Below are 18,383 nucleotides of genomic sequence, written 5' to 3'. Positions count from 1 at the left end.
ATTTGGAAATGTACAAAACGCTGTGTCCGTATCACTTGTCGGGCGCAGCGTTTTTCGTAGATGGCCTATTTATATATGCAGTCGTCTAAACCTTCGTTTTTCACAACATTGATCCGCGCAGCAATCGTATTGCCATAGCGCCGCGTAAAGCCGCTGGCGCCGTTGACCGCGCGCTTTTTGGGTAAGGGCAGGGCCGCCGCGATCCGCGCTGCTTCTATCTTCGTCAGGTCCGCTGCGTCCTTCTTGAAATAGCGCTGCGCACCGGCCTGTGCCCCGTAAGTCCCGATGCCAGTTTCCGCGATGTTCAGGTAAACCTCGATAATGCGCTTCTTGCCCCAGATTTTTTCGATCAGGAATGTGAAATAGGCTTCCAGTCCTTTGCGAAAATAGCCACCGCCCTGCCAGAGAAAGGCATTTTTTGCGGTCTGCTGGGATATAGTGGACCCGCCGCGTATTCGTCCGCCCTGGCTGTTATACTCAATGGCTTTTGCTATAGCGTCTTTGTCAAATCCGTTATGGCTACAAAATTTGCCATCTTCCGCCGCGATGACTGCACGGGTGAGGTTTGGGGAAATATCGCTAAGCGGCACCCAGTCCTTTGTAATACCATTGTCGTCGAGCAGCATAGTGATTGTTACAGGCGGGGGGATGAACGCATATAGCCCAACCCAAAGCACCGTTATCAGAATGAAATAGATGAACAGCCGAAAAAGCAGCTTGAGGAAACGGAAAGAGGAACTGCGTTTTTTCGTGGCCATGTCGCGGGATAAACAAAAAACGCCCCGAAAACAATTCAGTTTCGGGGCGTTATAAACTTTAGATTAATCGGGAAGTTGCGAAATCAACTTGCTGCAAGCAGGTGTTTTTCGCCTGCAATACGCAGCATCGCTTTTTGTAGCTTCTCAAACGCGCGCACTTCAATCTGTCTGATCCGTTCGCGGCTGACATCATAGACCTTGCTGAGGTCTTCCAGCGTCTTGGGATCTTCCGACAAACGCCGCTCGGCAAGAATGTGTTGCTCACGTTCGTTCAGAGAGCCCATTGCTTCGCGGAGCATCTCGTGCCGGAAATCAGCTTCCTGTGCATCGGCAATTTGCTGGTCGTGCAGCGGGACATCATCTTCCAGAGTGTCCTGCCACTGGCCGGATTCGCCGTCATCGGACAGAGAGACATTCAGCGATGCATCGCCGCCCATTGACATGCGGCGGTTCATATTGACCACTTCATGTTCGGCTACGCCCAAATCGGTAGAAATCCGGGTGACATCTTCTGGTGACAAGTCACCGTCTTCAAATGCTTCCAGATTGTTTTTCATCCGACGCAGGTTAAAGAAGAGCTTCTTCTGTGCGGCGGTAGTACCCATTTTTACGAGGCTCCAGCTACGCAATACATATTCCTGTATCGACGCGCGGATCCACCACATGGCATAAGTCGCCAGACGGAAACCTCTATCGGGTTCAAATTTCTTCACGCCTTGCATCAGGCCGACATTGCCCTCGGAGATCAAGTCCGAGACAGGCAGGCCATATCCGCGAAAGCCCATGGCAATTTTCGCCACGAGTCGCAGGTGGGACGTTACGAGCTGTGCAGCGGCTTCCTGATCCTTATGTTCAGAATAGCGCTTTGCCAGCATATATTCTTGTTCGGGTGTTAATAACGGAAATTTACGGACTTCCGCAAGATAACGGTTCAGGCTTGCATCCCCCCCTAAAGCAGGGATTTTTGCCGGAACATTGCTATTATCAGCCATTTCTGTTCCTTCTCTGGTTTGCCGCCGGGCCTCATCAAGCACCCATTGGACGTCATCAATATAGTAACTTTATTCTATACACGCAACTTACTGAATAGTTCCTGCATATCGAGTGGAAAATTACGGTTAAACAACAATTTTTCACCGGTTACGGGATGTATGAAACCTAATGTAGCAGCATGCAGGGCTTGTCTGCAAAATTGAATATCTTTTCTGCGGGAAAGCAATGATTTTTGACGAGTGCCATAAAGCGGATCACCGATAAGGCTGTGGCCGATATGGGACATATGGACCCGTACCTGATGCGTACGGCCCGTTTCCAGGCTGCATTCGATTAATGTGGCCCCGTTTAGTGGCTCCTTGGTGGTATAATGGGTGATTGCGGTTTTGCCCTTGTCATCGCCGACCACGGCCATTTTCTTCCGGTGGACATTGCTGCGGCCAATATTGCCCTCAATGGTTGCAGATGGCGGCATCGGGCGGCCGTTACAGATGGCGAGGTAGCGCCGCTCTATGTCATGGGCAGCAAACAGCGCGGCAAGGCCGTCATGCGCCTTGTCGGTTTTCGCGGCAACCATAAGCCCGGATGTATCTTTGTCGATCCGGTGGACAATTCCGGGCCGCTGCGGGTCATCCATGCGCGATAGCTGCCCTTTACAGTGGTGGAGCAGTGCGTTGACCAATGTACCGTCCCGGTGCCCGGCGGCGGGATGGACAACCAGTCCCGCCGGTTTGTTGATGACGATAAGATGATCGTCTTCAAACACTATATCGAGCGGAATATCCTGCGGTTGTGCCGGACCGTCAATCTGTTCGGTGACTGTCAATGAAAAAGGCTTCCCGCCGCATTTCTTTGATGCCGGGTCCGTGAAAACAGCGCCGTCGATTAACAAATCGCCGCTGCTTATCAGTTGCTTGATTCGCTCACGCGAAAGATCGCCCAGAAAACCGGCCAAAGCCGCGTCCAGGCGTTGCTTTTTTTTTATTTCGGGCACGAAGCCGGATTTGATGGATTGCCCCGCTGTCATCGCATAGATGTGGGCTATGACACTTATCATATCAAGCGCGATATTGGATGAATTACACCGATACGCAAAACAAGCCGCTCCGGAAGAAGCATGCGGCCTGCTATTTGGCGAAGGAAGCACAGTTTTGCGCGCCGCTAGGGCCGAAAATGTCGCGGAAAACCGGCGGCTCAATTTCGAGATTGACCCCGCTGCACTGATTGCAGCAGAACGGGCCATGCGCGATGGCGGCGAAGCCATTATCGGCTATTTCCATTCCCACCCGTCAGGGAGCGTGAAGCCGTCCAGAACCGATGCAGCTATGGCTGCACCGGACGGGCGGATTTGGTTGATAACCAACGGTGAGCAAGTGGCAGCATGGCAAGCCGTGGCAAACGGGGAAATATTTGAACGGTTCAACCCGATCCCCCTTGATTGCCAAAGCACAAACGGCCTAACAGCGGGCAATTGAGTTTTATCACGTCAGAAGGTTATTTTATGTCCCAGTCCGGTGTCGATCTCGCTGCATTACTTTGCTCAAAAATATGCCATGATCTGCTCAGTCCGGTTGGTGCGATTAACAACGGGCTAGAGCTGCTCGAAGGGGAAACCGACCCGGAGATGCGGGACAGATGTCTGGATTTGCTGGCCGACAGTGCCAGAACATCGGCAGATAAACTGAAATATTTCCGTCTGGCTTTTGGTGCAGCCGGAGGATTTGGCGATGAAGTTGATCCGGATGAGGCCAAGCAACTGGTCGAAACTCTGGTCGGGGATCAGGGCAAGATCAGCTTGGGCTGGGCCGTGCAGTCTGGCACGATGCCAAAAAAGGCGATCAAGATATTGCTGAACCTCGCCCTGATTGCCAGAGAGTCTCTGGTTCGCGGCGGGCAGCTGGTTGTCGGCGCGGAGCGGGGTGATAACGGTATCGAAGTGGTTCTTCGCGCAGAAGGTCCCAAAGTTGTGCTCGACGCAGGGATCAGGGCGGCGCTGGAAGGCACATTATCGCAATCGGACCTGACCGCGCGAACAGTAGCTGCATGGATGTCGCGTGAACTGGCGTGCGAAAATGGCGGTGATCTGCGGATTTCACCGCCATCGGACACAGAGCTTTTGCTTGGCGCGATTGTCGCATGATAGCAGGCGGAGGAGAGGGGTTGAGCATGGATATGATCTGGACTCCTTCCCCCAATTTTGATGAGCGCCGGCTTCCGGTCTCCATTCTTGTGATGCATTATACCGGCATGCAGGATGCCGCTTCCGCGATAAACTGGCTCGCTAATCCGGAATCCAAGGTTTCCGCGCATTATGTCGTTACCGAGGACGGGCAGGTCGTGAACATGGTCAGGGAAGAAGACCGCGCATGGCATGCCGGGCGCGGATATTGGCGCGGGATTGAAGATATTAACAGCGCCAGCATCGGCGTAGAGATTGTGAATCCGGGGCACGAATGGGGCTATGTACCCTTTCCCGAAGAGCAAATGGATGCCGTGACACGGCTCGCCCATGATATCGTCAAACGGCATCATATCGTGCCTGCCAATGTCATCGGACACAGCGATCTTGCACCGTCGCGCAAGCAGGATCCGGGCGAGTTATTCGATTGGGACAGGCTTGCCAAACATGGCATCGCCCTTGAAAAACCGTCTGTGAAACTGGGCGAGCCCCCGTGGACCGATGGCGGCTTCATGCTGGCTCTGGAACGGTTTGGTTATGATATCTCCGCCAAGGAAGACGCGGTACGCGCTTTCCAGCGCAGGTTCCGCCCCGAAAATATTGACGGCGTAATCGACGGAGAGTGCCGCGCTTTATTATTGTCGTTAATGCTCGACAGAGAGCGCGGAATCACTAAATAGAGTGGACCAGAGGGTCGGCCAGTCGCGGGAATATGCAAATATTTTCGAGGAAAGTCCGGGCTCCACGATTAAAAGGTGCCGGATAACGTCCGGCGGGCAGGGGAGTGATCGCCTGTTCAGGGACAGTGCAACAGAAAGCAGGTCGCGACGTCTTCGGACCCGTGATAATGAAAGGGTGCGGTAAAAGCGCACCGCAGATCTGGTAACAGGTCTGGCACGGCAAACCCCACCTGGAGCAAAACCAAATAGGGGCGGCGCATGGCTTTTTCGGCTTGCTGCCCGGGTTGGTTGCTAGAGCGGTGCAGCAATGTATCGTCCAGATGAATGACTGGCTATTCCTCTACCGAGGATGGACAGAACCCGGCTTACAGACCCTCTGGTATTATGATTTAGGTTTAAAAGTGCCGTAATTGCTATCTGGCTTAGATCAAATATTTTTGATTACCACTGGCAGTCTGGCGCCGGGCTTGCTAAATGTAGAAAATGCCAAAAGCAAAACGATCCGACAACTGGGGCTTTCCCCGCTGGGGCAGCTATGAAAGCTCACGGGAGGCGCAGCAGGTTAAGCTGTGCGATCGGCATGGCTGTAACGAGGCTGGGCCTTGTCCCGCGCCAAAGTCTCCGAATAGTCCGGAACGCTGGTATTTCTGCGAAAAACATGCGGCCGAATATAATCGCGGATGGGATTATTTCGAAGGGCTGGACAAAGAGGAGCGGGCGCGGCGCGAAGCCGACGAGCAACGCGACGCCAATGCTTACCAGGAAGCGAAACATTATAGCTGGATGGGTTCGGGAGATGGTAGCCGCTCGCGTGACGAGATGACGGCTCTGGAGATTTTCGACCTCACGCCCGATGTTGATTTTGAAACGGTGAAAAAAGCATGGCGCGCCATGGCCAAGGAATATCATCCCGATGTTAATCCGGGCGATGCAGAGGCCTCCAAAAAGTTTCAGGCCGCACAGGCCGCTTTCGATGTACTGAAAGTTGCCGAGGAACGCCGGGTCTGGAAGCCTGCCTAAAGCTTAGGCGTTCTGGTAGCGAAGCGCCGTTTGCTCGATAAGCTTAATCATGTTCGGGATGCCTTGAGTCCGGTTGGAACTGAGCTGGTTTTTCAAATCAAACGGAGCCAGCTTTTCCGCAATGTCGGTTTTCAATACCGCATCGACAGGTTGATCCTGAACAGTTTCTAGAACCAACGCGATAATACCCTTGGTTATGGCGGCATTGCTATCGGCCAGGAAATGCAGCCGGCCATCATCAAGCTGCGTGGGATAGACCCAGACCGAGGCAGAGCAACCGCGGACCAGGGTCGCATCGGTTTTCAGGGCATCTGGCATCGGCTCCAGCTCTTTGCCCAGATCTATCAAAAGCCGGTATCGGTCATCGGCTTCCAGAAATTCATATTCTTCTACCAGATCGTCAAATTTGCTCATGACAGTCCGCTAGCAGGGTAGGGGATTCGCGTCATCATCAAATATACTATTGGTGCTGCGCAAAGCAGATAGTGTGGAGCTATATGATTAAAGCTCCACACCTGCTGCAATGGCTTCGAGTTTGCGGATGCGCTCTTTCAGGTCAGCGACTTCGATGCGGGAAGCCGCAGTAGGCGGGCCTTCCTGATGCTGATACTGATGGTCCAGTTCCTTGGATTTCAGCGCCAACCAGTCACGCCATCCGCGCAAGGCGATGAGCGATACTGCTGTAAGTCCGATCAGGGTAAATACAGCAGTCAACAGGTATAAACCGGGGTCTTGCATGATTTGATCCTTCTTCTCTAGTGAACCGGCCTACCGGTCCCGTAATTTTTCAATTTCGTTTTCAAGTTCGCGAGCACCGCGATCATCGGTGGCGATTTTTTCCAGAACAGCGACCCGTTCCTTCAGATATTTGACCTCTTCACGAAGGCGGCTCGCTTCCGGGCCTTCACTGGCATTGCCGTTCCCATCTCTATCGGGGGGAAGCGAATGCCTGGCCTGCATGCGGGTGCTGAGCACCTTGCCAACCGTAATGACGATAATAATGGCGACTACCATTTCAAACGGGTTCATATCTTCCCTCCAGGTTCGGTTAGCTATCTTTCAGCTTTTGATCAGTTTGTTCGCTTGTCGCGCAATGCTTCAATCTCGTTCGTCAACCGGTGGCTGTCATCCGTTACGATCCGTTCCACATTAGCCAGTCGGTCTTTCATGGAACCGATTTCGGCCCTTAACTCGGCATTTTCATTGGTCAGCAGCTTGACCCGTTCCACCGCTTCCCGGTCAGTTTTGGGGTGCAAGGCATTGCCCCAAGTCCCTTCGAGCGGGTATCCATTTTTAATGCGCATCCAGGTTGTCATCACCCATCCGCCAACCCCTATCGCTGTGAGCAGCGCTGCATAGGGCATGATTTCCAATATAAAAGCTACTTTGTCCGGGTCCATAAATTTCTCTCCCTCCCTCAGCCGACAAGTGCGTCAGGCTGCTATCAATCTCTTAGCGCTTCGATTTCGTCGGCGGTGCGCTTTGCCGGGTCCGTTGCGATCCGCTCCAGCACGGCCAGACGTTCCTGTAGCCGGTCGATCTTGCCGACAAGCTCGGCATTTTCGTTGGAAAGCAGCTCGATTTTCCGTTCTGCATCAAGACCGGCCTTACTGTTCGTGCCAGGATCGGTTGTTCCGCCCCATTCATTTTCCAGCGGATAGCCATGTTTGGCCCTGATCCAATTGTTGATGATCCAGCCGGCATAGCAAACGGCGATGATAGCGATCACAAACCCTGGTCCACCCCAATTCATACCTTCTCTCCTTCAGTCTTTCGCATCAACGAAGGCTCTCGATCTCGTTCGAAAGAGTCGTGTTTTTGCTGGTATAATATAATTCCATATCGGCCAGGCGGCGGTCTATTTCGCGAAAGCGCGACCGTACATCACGGGCTGTGCGATGGGGTGACTGGCGAACGCCTTGCCAGAATTGCTGGTCTTCTTCGCTGCCGTAAAGCTCGCTCGGTTTCGGATCGAACGATTTCGCGGCGATCCAGTAAGCGACCAAAGTCCACGGGAAGGCAAAGGTAATCGTGGCAATGACAGCCGCAATACGGACCCAGAAAACATTTATTCCGGTATAGTCGGCAATCCCCGCGCATACTCCGCTCCATTTGGCGCGCCGTTTATCGAGGTAGAATTTGGTGCGACTGCTGGTCATGATTGGCGCCTTTCTTTGAGTAGATTGTCAAAATTTTCGAGTGTCGGTTGCGGATCACTGCCACTTCTCGACCCGCTTCCCGGCAAGATACTGTCGCGCCAGTTCGGGTTATCGGCAGTCATAATCCGCTCGATCGTTCCCATGCGCTCGTCCAGGCGCCGGGCCATATTGTGCAATTCATCAAGCAACTGTTCGTCTTCATAGCTGATGCTTGCGGATGTTTTCCATTTGGTGACATAGTGAAATATGATCCACGGCAAGCCGATAAACAGCATCCCGACGACAAATATGGGTACAAAAATCTCTTCCATTACTGACCACCTTCCTGATTAGATTTTTTGAGAGCCGCTTTCATGGCTTCCAATTCATCATCAATCTTGTCGTTGCTTTCCAGAGCAGCAATCTGGTTTTCCAGCGTATCGCCTTCTCCGTTCATACCCAGAGCGTCGGCGCGGCCTTCGGCATAATCGACCTGACGTTCAAGATATTCGAATTTCGAAAAAGCGTCATTGACTTTGTTGCCATTATACATTTCACGGATTTTATAGCGGTTTTCCGCGCTTTCAAGCCGGTTGACCAGGCTGCTCTGGCGTGAGCGTGCCTCCTGCAATTTCTTCTGCAGCTTGGCGATGTCTTCTTCATTGGCGCTGAGCGCGTCATTGAGGACTTGTATTTCCACCTTCAACTGTTCGGCCATATCGGACGCTTTACGCTTTTCGATCAGCGCGGCTTTGGCGAGGTCTTCGCGGTCCTTGGATAGCGCGAGCTGCGCCTTTTCATTCCAGTCCTCGGTCAGGTTTTCCAGCTTGTCGATATGGCGGCGCATTTCCTTTTGATCGGCAATGGTGCGCGCGGCCGAAGCCCGGACTTCAACAAGGGTTTCCTCCATTTCGAGGATGATCATGCGGATCAGCTTCGAGGGGTCTTCCGCCTTGTCCAGCATGTCGGTGACATTGGCAGCGATTATATCGCGTGTTCTTGAAAAAATACCCATGGTTAAACTCCGGTAATTATTGGGGTCGTTGCTAGCATTATGCCTGGAATGGTTCGAACGTTCAGGCTGGTCTTCAATAAATTCAATAAATTCTATCTTTCCGGTCTGGAAAGGTGGCCGGGACTTGACTTCGGCAAGGGGGAATGAAGTGGTCCCGGCCATGTTATCTGTCACGCTTTATAGCTGACAGTTGGGGAAATTATACCATCTTCGGAGATGGCCGGGCTTTGCGCGCCGACAGGTCCAACAGCACTGATTACAATCGTAATGGTGAACAGCACGACAGAAATGACTGCAGATAGGTCGGTTCTGCTCATGTTAGTCAATTGTCCGGTTTTCTTGGCTGCTGACATTTTCTTCTTCCTCTGATTGATCAAAATATGTCCCTTGCGGGTTTGAAACTAATATTGCAGGAGGCGTGCCAATTTTGTAAGTCATTGTAATATATGGATAAATCCTAAAATCGCAATGAGGGGCTATAGTAATAATTGCCATAAAGTGGGAAATTATACTATATATTTGCAATGGAACGTGAGAATCACTTTGTCGGCGAATCCGGGGCATTTCTTGATGCCGTGGAAAAGGCCAGTCGCGCCGCCGCATTGAACCGGCCTGTGCTTGTCATAGGGGAGCGCGGCACGGGTAAAGAACTGATCGCGGAACGGCTTCACCGGCTCAGCACGCGGTGGGACGGGCCACTGGTCACGCTAAACTGTGCGGCTATGCCTGAAACGCTGATTGAGGCTGAATTGTTCGGGCATGAAGCGGGCGCCTTTACCGGTGCGACCAAAAGCCGGGTAGGGCGGTTTGAAGAGGCCGATGGGGGCACGCTGTTTCTTGACGAATTGGGAACCCTGTCATCGGCCGCGCAGGAACGCTTGCTGCGGGCGGTCGAATATGGCGAGATCACCCCGATTGGTTCATCGCGGCCCCGGCGGGTGGACGTGCGGATAGTCGCGGCGACAAATGCGGACCTTCCCCATATGGCCGATGAAGGAAAGTTCCGCGCAGACTTGCTCGACCGCCTGAGTTTCGAGGTCGTGACCTTACCGCCGCTGCGTTACCGGGAAGGCGATGTGCCGGTTCTGGCCGATTATTTCGGGCGGCGGATGGCGGCGGAGCTGGAATGGGACTTCTGGCCCGGCTTCGGGCAGCTCGCTTCCGAAGCACTGGCGCGCCATAAATGGCCGGGCAATGTGCGTGAGCTTCGCAATGTTGTGGAGCGCGCCGTTTATCAGTGGAGCGATTATACCAGGCCGGTCGATCACATCGTGTTCGATCCGTTCGAATCTCCATGGAAGCCGAATGGGTCTTCACCCGCTCCATCCGCACGTTCTGAAACGAGGCAGGAATCTGAAAATGTTGATGACGCCGCTTCAATAACTGCTTCAATAACTGCTCCCAACGGTGCCGATCTTTCTTACGCGCAGGTTGATGATTTGAAAGAAGCTGTCGAGGCTTATGAAAAGCGGATATTGGAGGCCGCTCTCGCAAAATCACGCTATAACCAGCGACAAACAGCCAAAGCACTGAACCTCACCTATGACCAATTGCGCCATGCTCTGAAACGGCATGATCTGCTCGGATAGCTTTTGACTTCTTCCACAGGGCCTTCATTGATAGGGAGCGCTTGAACGGAATTACCGTCCCGTTTATAACGATCCAGAGCATATCCGCCCTCATATGGTCGTAATGACAGTTGATACTGAGTGCTTTTGCTATCATATGAGCTTTCTGAAAGTCACTCTAACTACGGAGAAAATTCCGATGTCCTTTACACTCCCCGAACTGCCATATTCAAAAACCGCTTTTGGAGACCTGATCTCTGAAGCCACGTTCAACTACCATCATGGCAAACATCATCAGGCCTATGTAACCAAAACCAACGAGGCGGTTGAAGGCACGGATAAAGCTGGCAAGAAATTGTCGGAAGTTATCAAATCATCGGAAGGCGGCCTTTTCAATAATTCTGCCCAGGTTTGGAACCACAGCTTCTACTGGCTGTGCCTCAGCCCCGAAAAGCAGGAAATCCCTGCAAACCTGAAAAGCCGCATCGAAGCCGATTTCGGCTCGGTTGAAAAGTTCAAGGAAAAGTTCAAAGCCGAAGCTGTTGGTCACTTTGCCAGCGGTTGGGCCTGGCTGGTGCTGAATGGCGACAAGCTGGAAATCACATCGCTGCATGATGCTGATAGCCCGGTTGCCCACGACATGAAGCCGCTATTGACCATCGACGTATGGGAACATGCTTATTATCTGGATTATCAGAATGCACGTCCGGACTATGTCTCGGCTCTGCTGGATAATGCCATCAACTGGGAATTTGTTGCCAAAAACCTTGACGGTGAAGGTGTGAGCCGCGCCGATCAGGACTAAAATAATTCAGGACTAGTATAAACTAGCCAATGGCCAATGGAATGAAGACCGCGCCCCTACAACGGGCGCGGTTTTTATTTGGACGTTGGTTCTTTTGCCTCATCGTTCTGCCCCACGTCCAGACCGTGCCGCATCAGCATGGGGACATTGGCAATAGCGAATATGAAGGACAATATGGTTACGCCCCAGACTTTCAGGGTCAACCACAGGTCAAAAGTCATGGTCAGGCGCATCACTTCGTTAAGGATGGCCATAAACACAAAGAAAAGTGCCCAGTTGCGTGACAGTTTCAGCCAGCCTTCGTCGGAAAGGCCTTCATAAGCAGCCTGCAACAGATATTTCAGCATCGCTTTGCCGCGTAACAATCCGACGCCCAGTATGACCGCGAAACCGACATAGATGATGGTCGGCTTGATCTGGATAAAGCTTGGGTCATTGAAATAGATGGTCAGCGCACCAAAGCCCATGACCAGCACCGCAGAAAGCCAGAGCATAGGCGATATTTTGCCCATTTTCCATTTCGATACGATGACCGCTACCAGGATCGCGGCCATGAAAGCAGCGGTTCCGGGGATGATTCCAACGAATTTATAAACGAGAAAAAAGATCAGCAGCGGACCGAAATCAAGCGCGAAGCCCAGTCCCTTGTTTTCCTTTTTCGGTTCTACGGTAATGACGTCATCGCTCATTCTTCTATCCCTGCTATCGCTGCGGCCAGATCATTGGCATCAAATGGGCGCAAATCTTCCATGGTTTCCCCGACTCCAATAGCATGTATCGGCAGGGCGAACTGTTTGGCAGCCGCGACAAGTATACCGCCGCGCGCGGTTCCATCCAATTTGGTCATAATAAGGCCGGTGACCTTTGCCACTTCCTTGAAAACCTCAATCTGTGACAGGGCATTTTGACCGGTTGTTGCGTCCAGCACCAGAACCACATTATGCGGCGCTTCCGGATTGAGCCGGCCCAAAACCCGGCGGATCTTGTCGAGTTCATCCATCAACTCGGTCCGGTTTTGCAATCGCCCGGCGGTGTCGACAATCAACACGTCAATGCCGGTCGCTGTCGCCTGTTTGACGCATTCATAGACGATGCTGGCACTGTCACCGCCTTCTTTGCCGCTTATGATCGGAACGCCGAGTCGTTCTGCCCAGACTTTAAGCTGACCGATCGCAGCGGCGCGAAACGTATCGCCCGCGGCGAGCATGACGCCGTAATCCTGTTCCTGGAACAGATGCGCCAGTTTGGCGATGGTCGTCGTCTTGCCGGAACCATTGACGCCAATCACCAATATAACCTGCGGGCGCGGGAAAGCGTCGATCTCCAGCGGGATCGCCACCGGCTCCAATATAGTTGCAATTTCCGATTTGATGATTTCGCGAACCGCATGTTCGCTAAGTCCCTTCTCGAACCGCTCGTTAGAGAGCTTTTGCCGGATAGAGGCCGCTGTTGCCGGTCCAAGATCCGACATGATGAGAGCATCCTCGATATCATCAAGCGTTGCCTCGTCGAGCTTTGCCTTGGTGACAAGCCCGGTCAGATTCTCGGTCAGTCGGCCTGATGTCTTGCTGAGACCGCCAAACAGGCGGTCCCTCCAACCCGGTTTTTCGCTCATTATATCTTTCTTCCGATCAGGTTCATGCCATCGGACGAGATGATTTTTACAGGGATAATCTCGCCTTCACGCCCGGTATTTTCAGTTTGTTCAAACATAACATGGGCAAAATTTTCCGCATATCCCGCTTTGCCGTCTAATTCGCAAAGGACATTTTGCTCGCTGCCGACAAGACTATTGCGCCAGGATTGCGCTCTATCGCTGACCTTTTGCCGCAAAGTCCGGGCGCGTTTCTTGATGATAGCGCCGTCAACCTGCGGCATTTTTTCCGCTGGCGTGCCTTTACGCGGGGAATAGGGAAAAATGTGGCCATGAATAATGTCGCACTGGTCTATAATATCCAGACTGCCCGCAAACATCTCTTCTGTCTCGGTTGGAAATCCGGCAATAATATCGGCGCCAATGGCAATTTCGGGGCGCTTTTCCTTTAAGCGCGCGACCAGTTCTATTGCCTGCTCGCGGCTATGGCGGCGCTTCATGCGTTTCAGGATCATGTTATCGCCGGACTGAAGCGACAAATGGACATGCGGCATCACCCGGCACTCGCCAGTCAGAATGTCAAACAGACGATCATCAATCTCTATGCCGTCAACGGAAGACAGCCGCAGCCGTTTCAATCCGGGCACATGTTTCAGGACGCGTTCGACAAGCAGCCCAAGGCTTGGGCTACCCGGTAAATCCGGACCATAGCTGGTGACATCGACGCCGGTAAGGACAACCTCTTGAAAGCCCTTGCCGACAAGTGCCTGCACCTGATCCACGACTTGCCCTGCCGGAACCGACCGGCTGTTTCCGCGGCCATAGGGGATGATACAAAAGGTGCAGCGATGGTCGCAGCCATTTTGTATCTCGACAAAGGCGCGGGACCGTTCTGCAAAAGCGCTGACCATATGGGGGGCGGTTTCCCGCACCTGCATGATGTCGGATACCCGGATATCCGGTTTGTTGCTGTCCAGTCCGAATTTAAAATTGTCGGCATCATATTTGTCGAAATTACCGACCACGCCGGATGTTTCGGGCATGTTCGCAAACATGTCGGGATCAACCTGAGCGCCGCATCCGGTTACAACCACGGTCTTGTCCGGATTGTCTTTCTTGGCACGCCGGATCGCCTGACGGGTTTGACGCATGGCTTCATTGGTCACCGCGCAGCTATTGACGATAACCAGCTGGTCCGCATTGATCCGCGATGCCTTGATAGTTTGGCGGATTGCCTCGCTTTCGGCGATATTCAGGCGGCACCCCATGCTGATAATATCGGGGCCACTCATCCGAAATCGTCCCAGTTTGCCTCGCCAGTAAAGACATAAGTGGTCGGCCCCTGCATCATGATAGAGCCGCCTTTTTGCCAGGACAGGATCAACGTGCCGCCGGGTAGATGCACGTTCACAGGGCTTTGCACCAGCCCGCGCTGTATCGCGGCGACAGCGGTTGCACAGGCCCCGGTTCCGCAAGCACGGGTCAATCCGGCACCGCGTTCCCAGACCCGCAAATATATGTCGCCGTCCTTCACATGCGCGACATTCACATTGACGCGCTGGGGAAACAGGGGATCAACCTCGATCATCGGACCCAGTCGGTCGAGTTCGACAGCATCGCTATCCTCGACAAAGAATATAACGTGCGGGTTGCCAACATTGACCGCAGCCGGATCTTGCAAATCTTCCCAGCCCACGGGCATATGAAGCGTATCCATCGCATAGGCGAGGGGGATGGCGTCCCAGTCAAAGCGCGGCTCACCCATATCGACAATCGCACCATTGTCCGTAACATGGCCGGAAATCATGCCGCCGCCGGTTTCGATGGACGTGCTCTCGCCAAGCAATTTGACCACGCAGCGCGTTGCGTTGCCGCAAGCTTCCACTTCCCCGCCGTCTGCATTAAAGATTTGCATGTGGACGTCGGCTTTATCGGATGGCCTGAGAATGATGAGCTGGTCACAGCCGATGCCGCTATGCCGGTTGGCTATGGCAGCGGCTTTGGCCGCAGGCATGGTGAGTGCATCGGACAGGCCGGGCGCACGCGCATCTATAATGACAAAGTCATTGCCCAGCCCGTGCATCTTGTGAAATTGCCCTTGTGTCATGTTGGCGATTTAGGGATGCAGGCTTGGCAAGTCCAGCATTTCAGACGGAATTGGTTCGCTGCCAGAGCTATTTCAGGGCTAATAACGCCAGATTGATACCGATTATCCGGCTTTGCGCTCTGTTTTCACGCCATTCGCACCGGCATCCTGTGCGTCATTTTCCGCTTTATCGACCAGCAGGGATCGTTCGGCCAGAACCTTATGCGTCTGATCATTGGAAAGCGGGTGGCCATAGTGCCAGCCTTGCCCCGTCACGCAGCCTATTTTGCGCAGTTTATCCTCTATCGCTTCATCTTCAATGCCGTCCGCTGTGATCGGGATGCCAAGGCTTTTGCCCATTTTTGCAATCGCGTTCACAATCTGTGCGCTACCCGGATTTTCCAGAATTGAAGTTACATGGCTGCGGTTAATCTTGATCCGGCCAAAGGGCAGGGTGTGCAAATGGGCCAGTGAACTATAACCGACTCCAAAGCTTCCAAGAGCAATGCGAATACCCTGATTGGTCAGGCTGCCGAGGATCGATTGCGCGAGGACAATATCATCCAGCAATGTGCTTTCGGCAATTTCAATCTCCAGCCGGTTAGGCGGGAAACCTGTTTCCACAAGCAGCTTGACGATTTTCTGTGCGAGCCAGCGGTCCTGAAACTGTATGGGTGATATATTAAACGAGAGCGTCAGGGCCGGGTCCCATAATTTGGCGTCTTCAAAAGCCTGCCGCATTACATTCAGGCTAATATCCCCGATTATGCCGTTTTCTTCTGCAATCGGGATAAAGATTTCCGGTGAGACAGGGCCTTGTGTCGGGGAGTTCCAGCGGGGCTGAACTTCAAATCCTGTTAGATTACCCGTGGCAAGATCAACCTGCTGTTCGTAACAGGGCGCAAATTCGCCCGCTTGTATGCCCTGGCGCATGCTTGATTCAATCATGCTTCGGGTTTGAAGCTCATTTTCCATCGCTATATCGAACCAGCAAAAACGGTTCCGGCCCTGTTTTTTGGCACTGTACATCGCGATATCCGCCCGGCGGATCAAGGTATCTACGCTGGAAAATCCTTCATCATACAATGCTACCCCGATGGACACTGTGACTTCCATATGAAGGCCGTTATCGACCACTGGCTCGGAAATATTGTCGATCAGATCTTCCGCAACCCGGGCAACCATTTCGGGTCGATCGGGATCAAAAATCATCGCACATGCGAATTCATCTCCGCCTAGCCGGGCCAGTATATGATGGGTCGGAAGGCTGCGTGAAACGCGCTCAACCACCGCTTTAAGTATAGCGTCACCCGCACTATGCCCGTGAAGGTCATTAATATATTTGAACTTGTCGAGATCGAGCATCAGGAATGCGACGCTTTTATTTTTGTCCCGTGCAGCCGAAATCATTTCCGAAGTCTTGTCTTTCAATGTCCGGCAGTTCAGGCAGCCGGTCAACGGATCGGTAATGGCAAGCTTTTGCGCGCGCTCTTCCGCTTCCTTCCTCACTGCTACTTCGGCGGCCAGATCGCGGTAACGCTTCCATCCGAACAATATCAGCGCGATGTTCAGCAGGAATGCGGACACCAGCATTTTGTCGCTACCACTGCCATGACCGGATAAAGCGGCAATGGCTTCGGTGACAACCGTGCCAGCGGTGCCCACGAACATCAGTATCGCAAAAATGACGATCAAGGCAGACAATCGGTCGGGGCCACCTGAAGCAGCAGAGCTCTTATCTGTCTTTATGTTCTCTGCGTTATTCAAATTATATTCCAAATTGACCAAGCGTGTTACGCGTCGTCTTTATTCTCCAAATATTCTCAATTTCAGGTTAAGATTGCATAACTTTTTTAGTGGAATTGCGGGTTGCAGGGCCGAGTGAAATCGGCTAAGCGCATTTCAAATAGCAGCATATTGTGCTGTGGCTTCAATTTTGAGTTCAAAAAAACTCACACGTCGGTCAGCGAGGTTTCGCCCACCGGCGTTTTTTGCGTTGAGTGGTTTTAGGCCAATTCAGGCCGTTGCGATAGAAAGGAAGACGCTATGTTCGATAAATTAAGCGACCGGCTCGGCGGCGTCTTTGACAAGCTGCGTGGCCGCGGCGCCCTGAAAGAAGAAGATGTCCGCGCAGCAATGCGGGAAGTGCGAATCGCCTTGCTGGAGGCGGATGTCGCGCTTCCGGTTGTTCGTGATTTTGTTGAAAAGATTACCGAGAAGGCTGTTGGCCAGTCGGTCCTGAAATCCATTACCCCCGGCCAGCAAGTCGTCAAGATTGTCAATGACGGGCTGGCAGAAATGCTCGGCTCCGAAGTAAGCGAGCTTAATCTTGCTGTAACTCCGCCGGCTGTCATCATGATGGTGGGTTTGCAGGGCTCCGGTAAAACGACGACTACGGCTAAAATTGCCAAGCGACTGAAAGACAAAGAGAATAAGAAGGTCATGATGGCCTCGCTCGACGTCAATCGTCCGGCGGCGCAGGAGCAGTTGGCAGTTCTGGGCGAGCAAATCAATGCCGTGACATTGCCGATCGTTCAGGGCCAGCAGCCGGTCGAGATTGCCAAGCGCGCCTTGCAAGCAGCAAAATTGCAGGGTTTCGACGTCCTCATGCTCGATACAGCGGGCCGCTTGCACGTTGACCAGCAATTGATGGACGAGATGAAGGCGGTTGCCGATATCTCCAGGCCACAGGAAACACTGCTCGTTGTGGATGCCCTGACCGGTCAGGATGCGGTGCACGTGGCGTCCAGCTTCTCCGGACAGGTTGACCTGAGCGGTGTTGTCCTCACCCGTATGGACGGTGATGCGCGCGGCGGTGCGGCATTGTCGATGCGCGCTGTCACGGGCAAGCCAATCAAGTTTGTCGGTGTCGGTGAAAAGATTGACGCGCTGGAAGAATTCCACCCCGAACGCGTTGCGGGCCGTATCCTTGGCATGGGCGATGTTGTCAGCCTGGTCGAGAAGGCTGCAGCAACAGTCGACAAGGAAGAGTCCGAAGCGCTGGCCGCGAAAATGGCCAAGGGTCAGTTTGACCTTAATGATTTACGTTCGCAGCTCCGCCAGATGACCAAGATGGGCGGTCTGGGTGCGCTGGCCTCGATGATGCCGGGCATGAAAAAGGCCAAGGCTGCGATGGCCGGCGGTATGGATGACAAGGTTCTTGTCCGGATGGACGCGATTATCGGTTCAATGACCAAGGAAGAGCGCGTGCGCCCCGGCCTGTTGAACGCGAAACGCAAAGTGCGTGTGGCCAAGGGGTCTGGCACGACGGTGCAAGAGGTTAACAAGCTTCTGAAAATGCATCAGGAAATGTCCAAGGCGATGAAGAAGATCAAGAAGATGGGCGGCCTGAAAGGGCTGGCATCCATGTTCGGCGGAATGGGCGGCGCTGCTGGCGCTGGAATGGGCGGCCAGAATGGCGGCATGTCCGGTATGCCGGGCCTGCCCGACATGACCCCCGGCGGATTGCCACCGGACCTCGCAAATTTGTTGAATAAGAAGAAATAGGTTCAGAATTTTACGTATATTATTGTTTAGAAAGGTTTAT

Annotated in this window: 24 protein-coding genes and 1 other RNA gene; 8 read left to right on the top strand and 17 right to left on the bottom strand. The window is 53.1% G+C overall.

The genetic code is table 11. The features are described from left to right. Positions 1 to 65 precede the first annotated feature (65 nt). From mtgA to VIN76_RS02780, 3 genes are all read right to left on the bottom strand, one after another. On the bottom strand, positions 66 to 758 hold the full coding sequence (gene mtgA / locus VIN76_RS02790) for a monofunctional biosynthetic peptidoglycan transglycosylase (RefSeq protein ID WP_332040294.1): 693 nt from the start codon (positions 756 to 758) through the stop codon (positions 66 to 68). 83 nt (positions 759 to 841) lie between these two features. Continuing rightward, positions 842 to 1,750 (bottom strand): RNA polymerase sigma factor RpoH, encoded by a 909-nt coding sequence (gene rpoH / locus VIN76_RS02785; RefSeq protein ID WP_332040293.1) that lies wholly within the window; start codon positions 1,748 to 1,750, stop codon positions 842 to 844. 74 nt (positions 1,751 to 1,824) lie between these two features. After that, positions 1,825 to 2,778, bottom strand: a complete 954-nt coding sequence (locus VIN76_RS02780) for an RluA family pseudouridine synthase (protein ID WP_332040330.1) — start codon at positions 2,776 to 2,778, stop codon at positions 1,825 to 1,827. Positions 2,779 to 2,794: 16 nt separating this feature from the next. On the opposite strand from VIN76_RS02780, the gene VIN76_RS02775 reads away from it, so the two are divergent. The 5 genes from VIN76_RS02775 (at position 2,795) to VIN76_RS02755 (ending at position 5,630) form a co-directional block, all read left to right on the top strand. Next, complete coding sequence (locus tag VIN76_RS02775; protein ID WP_332040292.1) at positions 2,795 to 3,226, top strand: M67 family metallopeptidase; 432 nt, start codon at positions 2,795 to 2,797, stop codon at positions 3,224 to 3,226. Positions 3,227 to 3,252: 26 nt separating this feature from the next. Then, entirely contained in the window at positions 3,253 to 3,891 is a 639-nt protein-coding gene (locus VIN76_RS02770; protein WP_332040291.1) for a histidine phosphotransferase family protein, read from the top strand. Positions 3,892 to 3,923: 32 nt separating this feature from the next. Continuing rightward, entirely contained in the window at positions 3,924 to 4,610 is a 687-nt protein-coding gene (locus VIN76_RS02765; protein ID WP_332040329.1) for an N-acetylmuramoyl-L-alanine amidase, read from the top strand. A 6-nt stretch (positions 4,611 to 4,616) separates the two neighbouring features. After that, an RNA gene (rnpB, locus tag VIN76_RS02760) (RNase P RNA component class A) lies at positions 4,617 to 4,994 on the top strand. A gap of 99 nt (positions 4,995 to 5,093) precedes the next feature. Further along, positions 5,094 to 5,630 (top strand): J domain-containing protein, encoded by a 537-nt coding sequence (locus VIN76_RS02755; protein ID WP_332040290.1) that lies wholly within the window; start codon positions 5,094 to 5,096, stop codon positions 5,628 to 5,630. Between the two features lie 3 nt (positions 5,631 to 5,633). Here the strand turns inward: VIN76_RS02755 and VIN76_RS02750 are convergent, their stop codons facing one another. The 9 genes from VIN76_RS02750 to VIN76_RS02710 form a co-directional block, all read right to left on the bottom strand. Beyond that, on the bottom strand, positions 5,634 to 6,044 hold the full coding sequence (locus VIN76_RS02750; protein WP_332040289.1) for a SufE family protein: 411 nt from the start codon (positions 6,042 to 6,044) through the stop codon (positions 5,634 to 5,636). Between the two features lie 87 nt (positions 6,045 to 6,131). Further along, positions 6,132 to 6,368 carry a hypothetical protein gene (locus tag VIN76_RS02745; protein ID WP_332040288.1) on the bottom strand — a complete coding sequence of 79 codons (237 nt, stop codon included), beginning with the start codon at positions 6,366 to 6,368 and terminating at the stop codon, positions 6,132 to 6,134. 30 nt (positions 6,369 to 6,398) lie between these two features. Then, complete coding sequence (locus VIN76_RS02740; RefSeq protein ID WP_332040287.1) at positions 6,399 to 6,659, bottom strand: hypothetical protein; 261 nt, start codon at positions 6,657 to 6,659, stop codon at positions 6,399 to 6,401. Between the two features lie 41 nt (positions 6,660 to 6,700). Beyond that, on the bottom strand, positions 6,701 to 7,030 hold the full coding sequence (locus VIN76_RS02735; RefSeq protein WP_332040286.1) for a hypothetical protein: 330 nt from the start codon (positions 7,028 to 7,030) through the stop codon (positions 6,701 to 6,703). 44 nt (positions 7,031 to 7,074) lie between these two features. Continuing rightward, on the bottom strand, positions 7,075 to 7,383 hold the full coding sequence (locus VIN76_RS02730) for a hypothetical protein (RefSeq protein WP_332040285.1): 309 nt from the start codon (positions 7,381 to 7,383) through the stop codon (positions 7,075 to 7,077). Positions 7,384 to 7,408: 25 nt separating this feature from the next. Next, entirely contained in the window at positions 7,409 to 7,789 is a 381-nt protein-coding gene (pspC, locus tag VIN76_RS02725) for an envelope stress response membrane protein PspC (RefSeq protein WP_332040284.1), read from the bottom strand. Beyond that, on the bottom strand, positions 7,786 to 8,100 hold the full coding sequence (gene pspB / locus VIN76_RS02720) for an envelope stress response membrane protein PspB (RefSeq protein WP_332040283.1): 315 nt from the start codon (positions 8,098 to 8,100) through the stop codon (positions 7,786 to 7,788). Before pspB ends, pspC begins: the two co-directional genes overlap by 4 nt. Next, entirely contained in the window at positions 8,100 to 8,783 is a 684-nt protein-coding gene (gene pspA, locus VIN76_RS02715) for a phage shock protein PspA (protein ID WP_332040282.1), read from the bottom strand. The genes pspB and pspA overlap by 1 nt, the downstream gene beginning before the upstream one ends. Before the next feature lie 170 nt (positions 8,784 to 8,953). Then, a complete protein-coding gene (locus VIN76_RS02710) occupies positions 8,954 to 9,136 on the bottom strand; it encodes a hypothetical protein (RefSeq protein ID WP_332040281.1) in 183 nt (60 codons plus the stop codon). 171 nt (positions 9,137 to 9,307) lie between these two features. Between VIN76_RS02710 and pspF the strand changes: the two genes are divergently transcribed. Both pspF and VIN76_RS02700 read left to right on the top strand, forming a co-directional pair. Next, the gene (gene pspF, locus VIN76_RS02705; RefSeq protein WP_332040280.1) at positions 9,308 to 10,372 is read left to right on the top strand and encodes a phage shock protein operon transcriptional activator; all 1,065 of its coding nucleotides are present in this window, start codon (positions 9,308 to 9,310) and stop codon (positions 10,370 to 10,372) included. A gap of 178 nt (positions 10,373 to 10,550) precedes the next feature. Beyond that, on the top strand, positions 10,551 to 11,156 hold the full coding sequence (locus VIN76_RS02700; RefSeq protein WP_332040279.1) for a superoxide dismutase: 606 nt from the start codon (positions 10,551 to 10,553) through the stop codon (positions 11,154 to 11,156). Between the two features lie 74 nt (positions 11,157 to 11,230). Here the strand turns inward: VIN76_RS02700 and ispZ are convergent, their stop codons facing one another. The 5 genes from ispZ to VIN76_RS02675 form a co-directional block, all read right to left on the bottom strand. Beyond that, positions 11,231 to 11,845 carry a septation protein IspZ gene (ispZ, locus tag VIN76_RS02695; protein WP_332040278.1) on the bottom strand — a complete coding sequence of 205 codons (615 nt, stop codon included), beginning with the start codon at positions 11,843 to 11,845 and terminating at the stop codon, positions 11,231 to 11,233. After that, positions 11,842 to 12,771 carry a signal recognition particle-docking protein FtsY gene (gene ftsY / locus VIN76_RS02690; RefSeq protein ID WP_332040277.1) on the bottom strand — a complete coding sequence of 310 codons (930 nt, stop codon included), beginning with the start codon at positions 12,769 to 12,771 and terminating at the stop codon, positions 11,842 to 11,844. The genes ispZ and ftsY overlap by 4 nt, the downstream gene beginning before the upstream one ends. After that, entirely contained in the window at positions 12,771 to 14,042 is a 1,272-nt protein-coding gene (gene mtaB, locus VIN76_RS02685) for a tRNA (N(6)-L-threonylcarbamoyladenosine(37)-C(2))-methylthiotransferase MtaB (protein ID WP_332040276.1), read from the bottom strand. The genes ftsY and mtaB overlap by 1 nt, the downstream gene beginning before the upstream one ends. Beyond that, the gene (gene dapF / locus VIN76_RS02680; RefSeq protein WP_332040275.1) at positions 14,039 to 14,857 is read right to left on the bottom strand and encodes a diaminopimelate epimerase; all 819 of its coding nucleotides are present in this window, start codon (positions 14,855 to 14,857) and stop codon (positions 14,039 to 14,041) included. The genes mtaB and dapF overlap by 4 nt, the downstream gene beginning before the upstream one ends. Before the next feature lie 102 nt (positions 14,858 to 14,959). Further along, positions 14,960 to 16,603, bottom strand: a complete 1,644-nt coding sequence (locus VIN76_RS02675; RefSeq protein ID WP_332040274.1) for a putative bifunctional diguanylate cyclase/phosphodiesterase — start codon at positions 16,601 to 16,603, stop codon at positions 14,960 to 14,962. A 279-nt stretch (positions 16,604 to 16,882) separates the two neighbouring features. On the opposite strand from VIN76_RS02675, the gene ffh reads away from it, so the two are divergent. Further along, the gene (gene ffh / locus VIN76_RS02670) at positions 16,883 to 18,343 is read left to right on the top strand and encodes a signal recognition particle protein (RefSeq protein WP_332040273.1); all 1,461 of its coding nucleotides are present in this window, start codon (positions 16,883 to 16,885) and stop codon (positions 18,341 to 18,343) included. The last annotated feature ends 40 nt before the right edge of the window (positions 18,344 to 18,383 follow it).

It is taken from the genome of Parasphingorhabdus sp., assembly GCF_036568145.1.
Taxonomy (GTDB): domain Bacteria; phylum Pseudomonadota; class Alphaproteobacteria; order Sphingomonadales; family Sphingomonadaceae; genus Parasphingorhabdus.
This window is presented reverse-complemented; position numbering and strand designations above follow the sequence as displayed.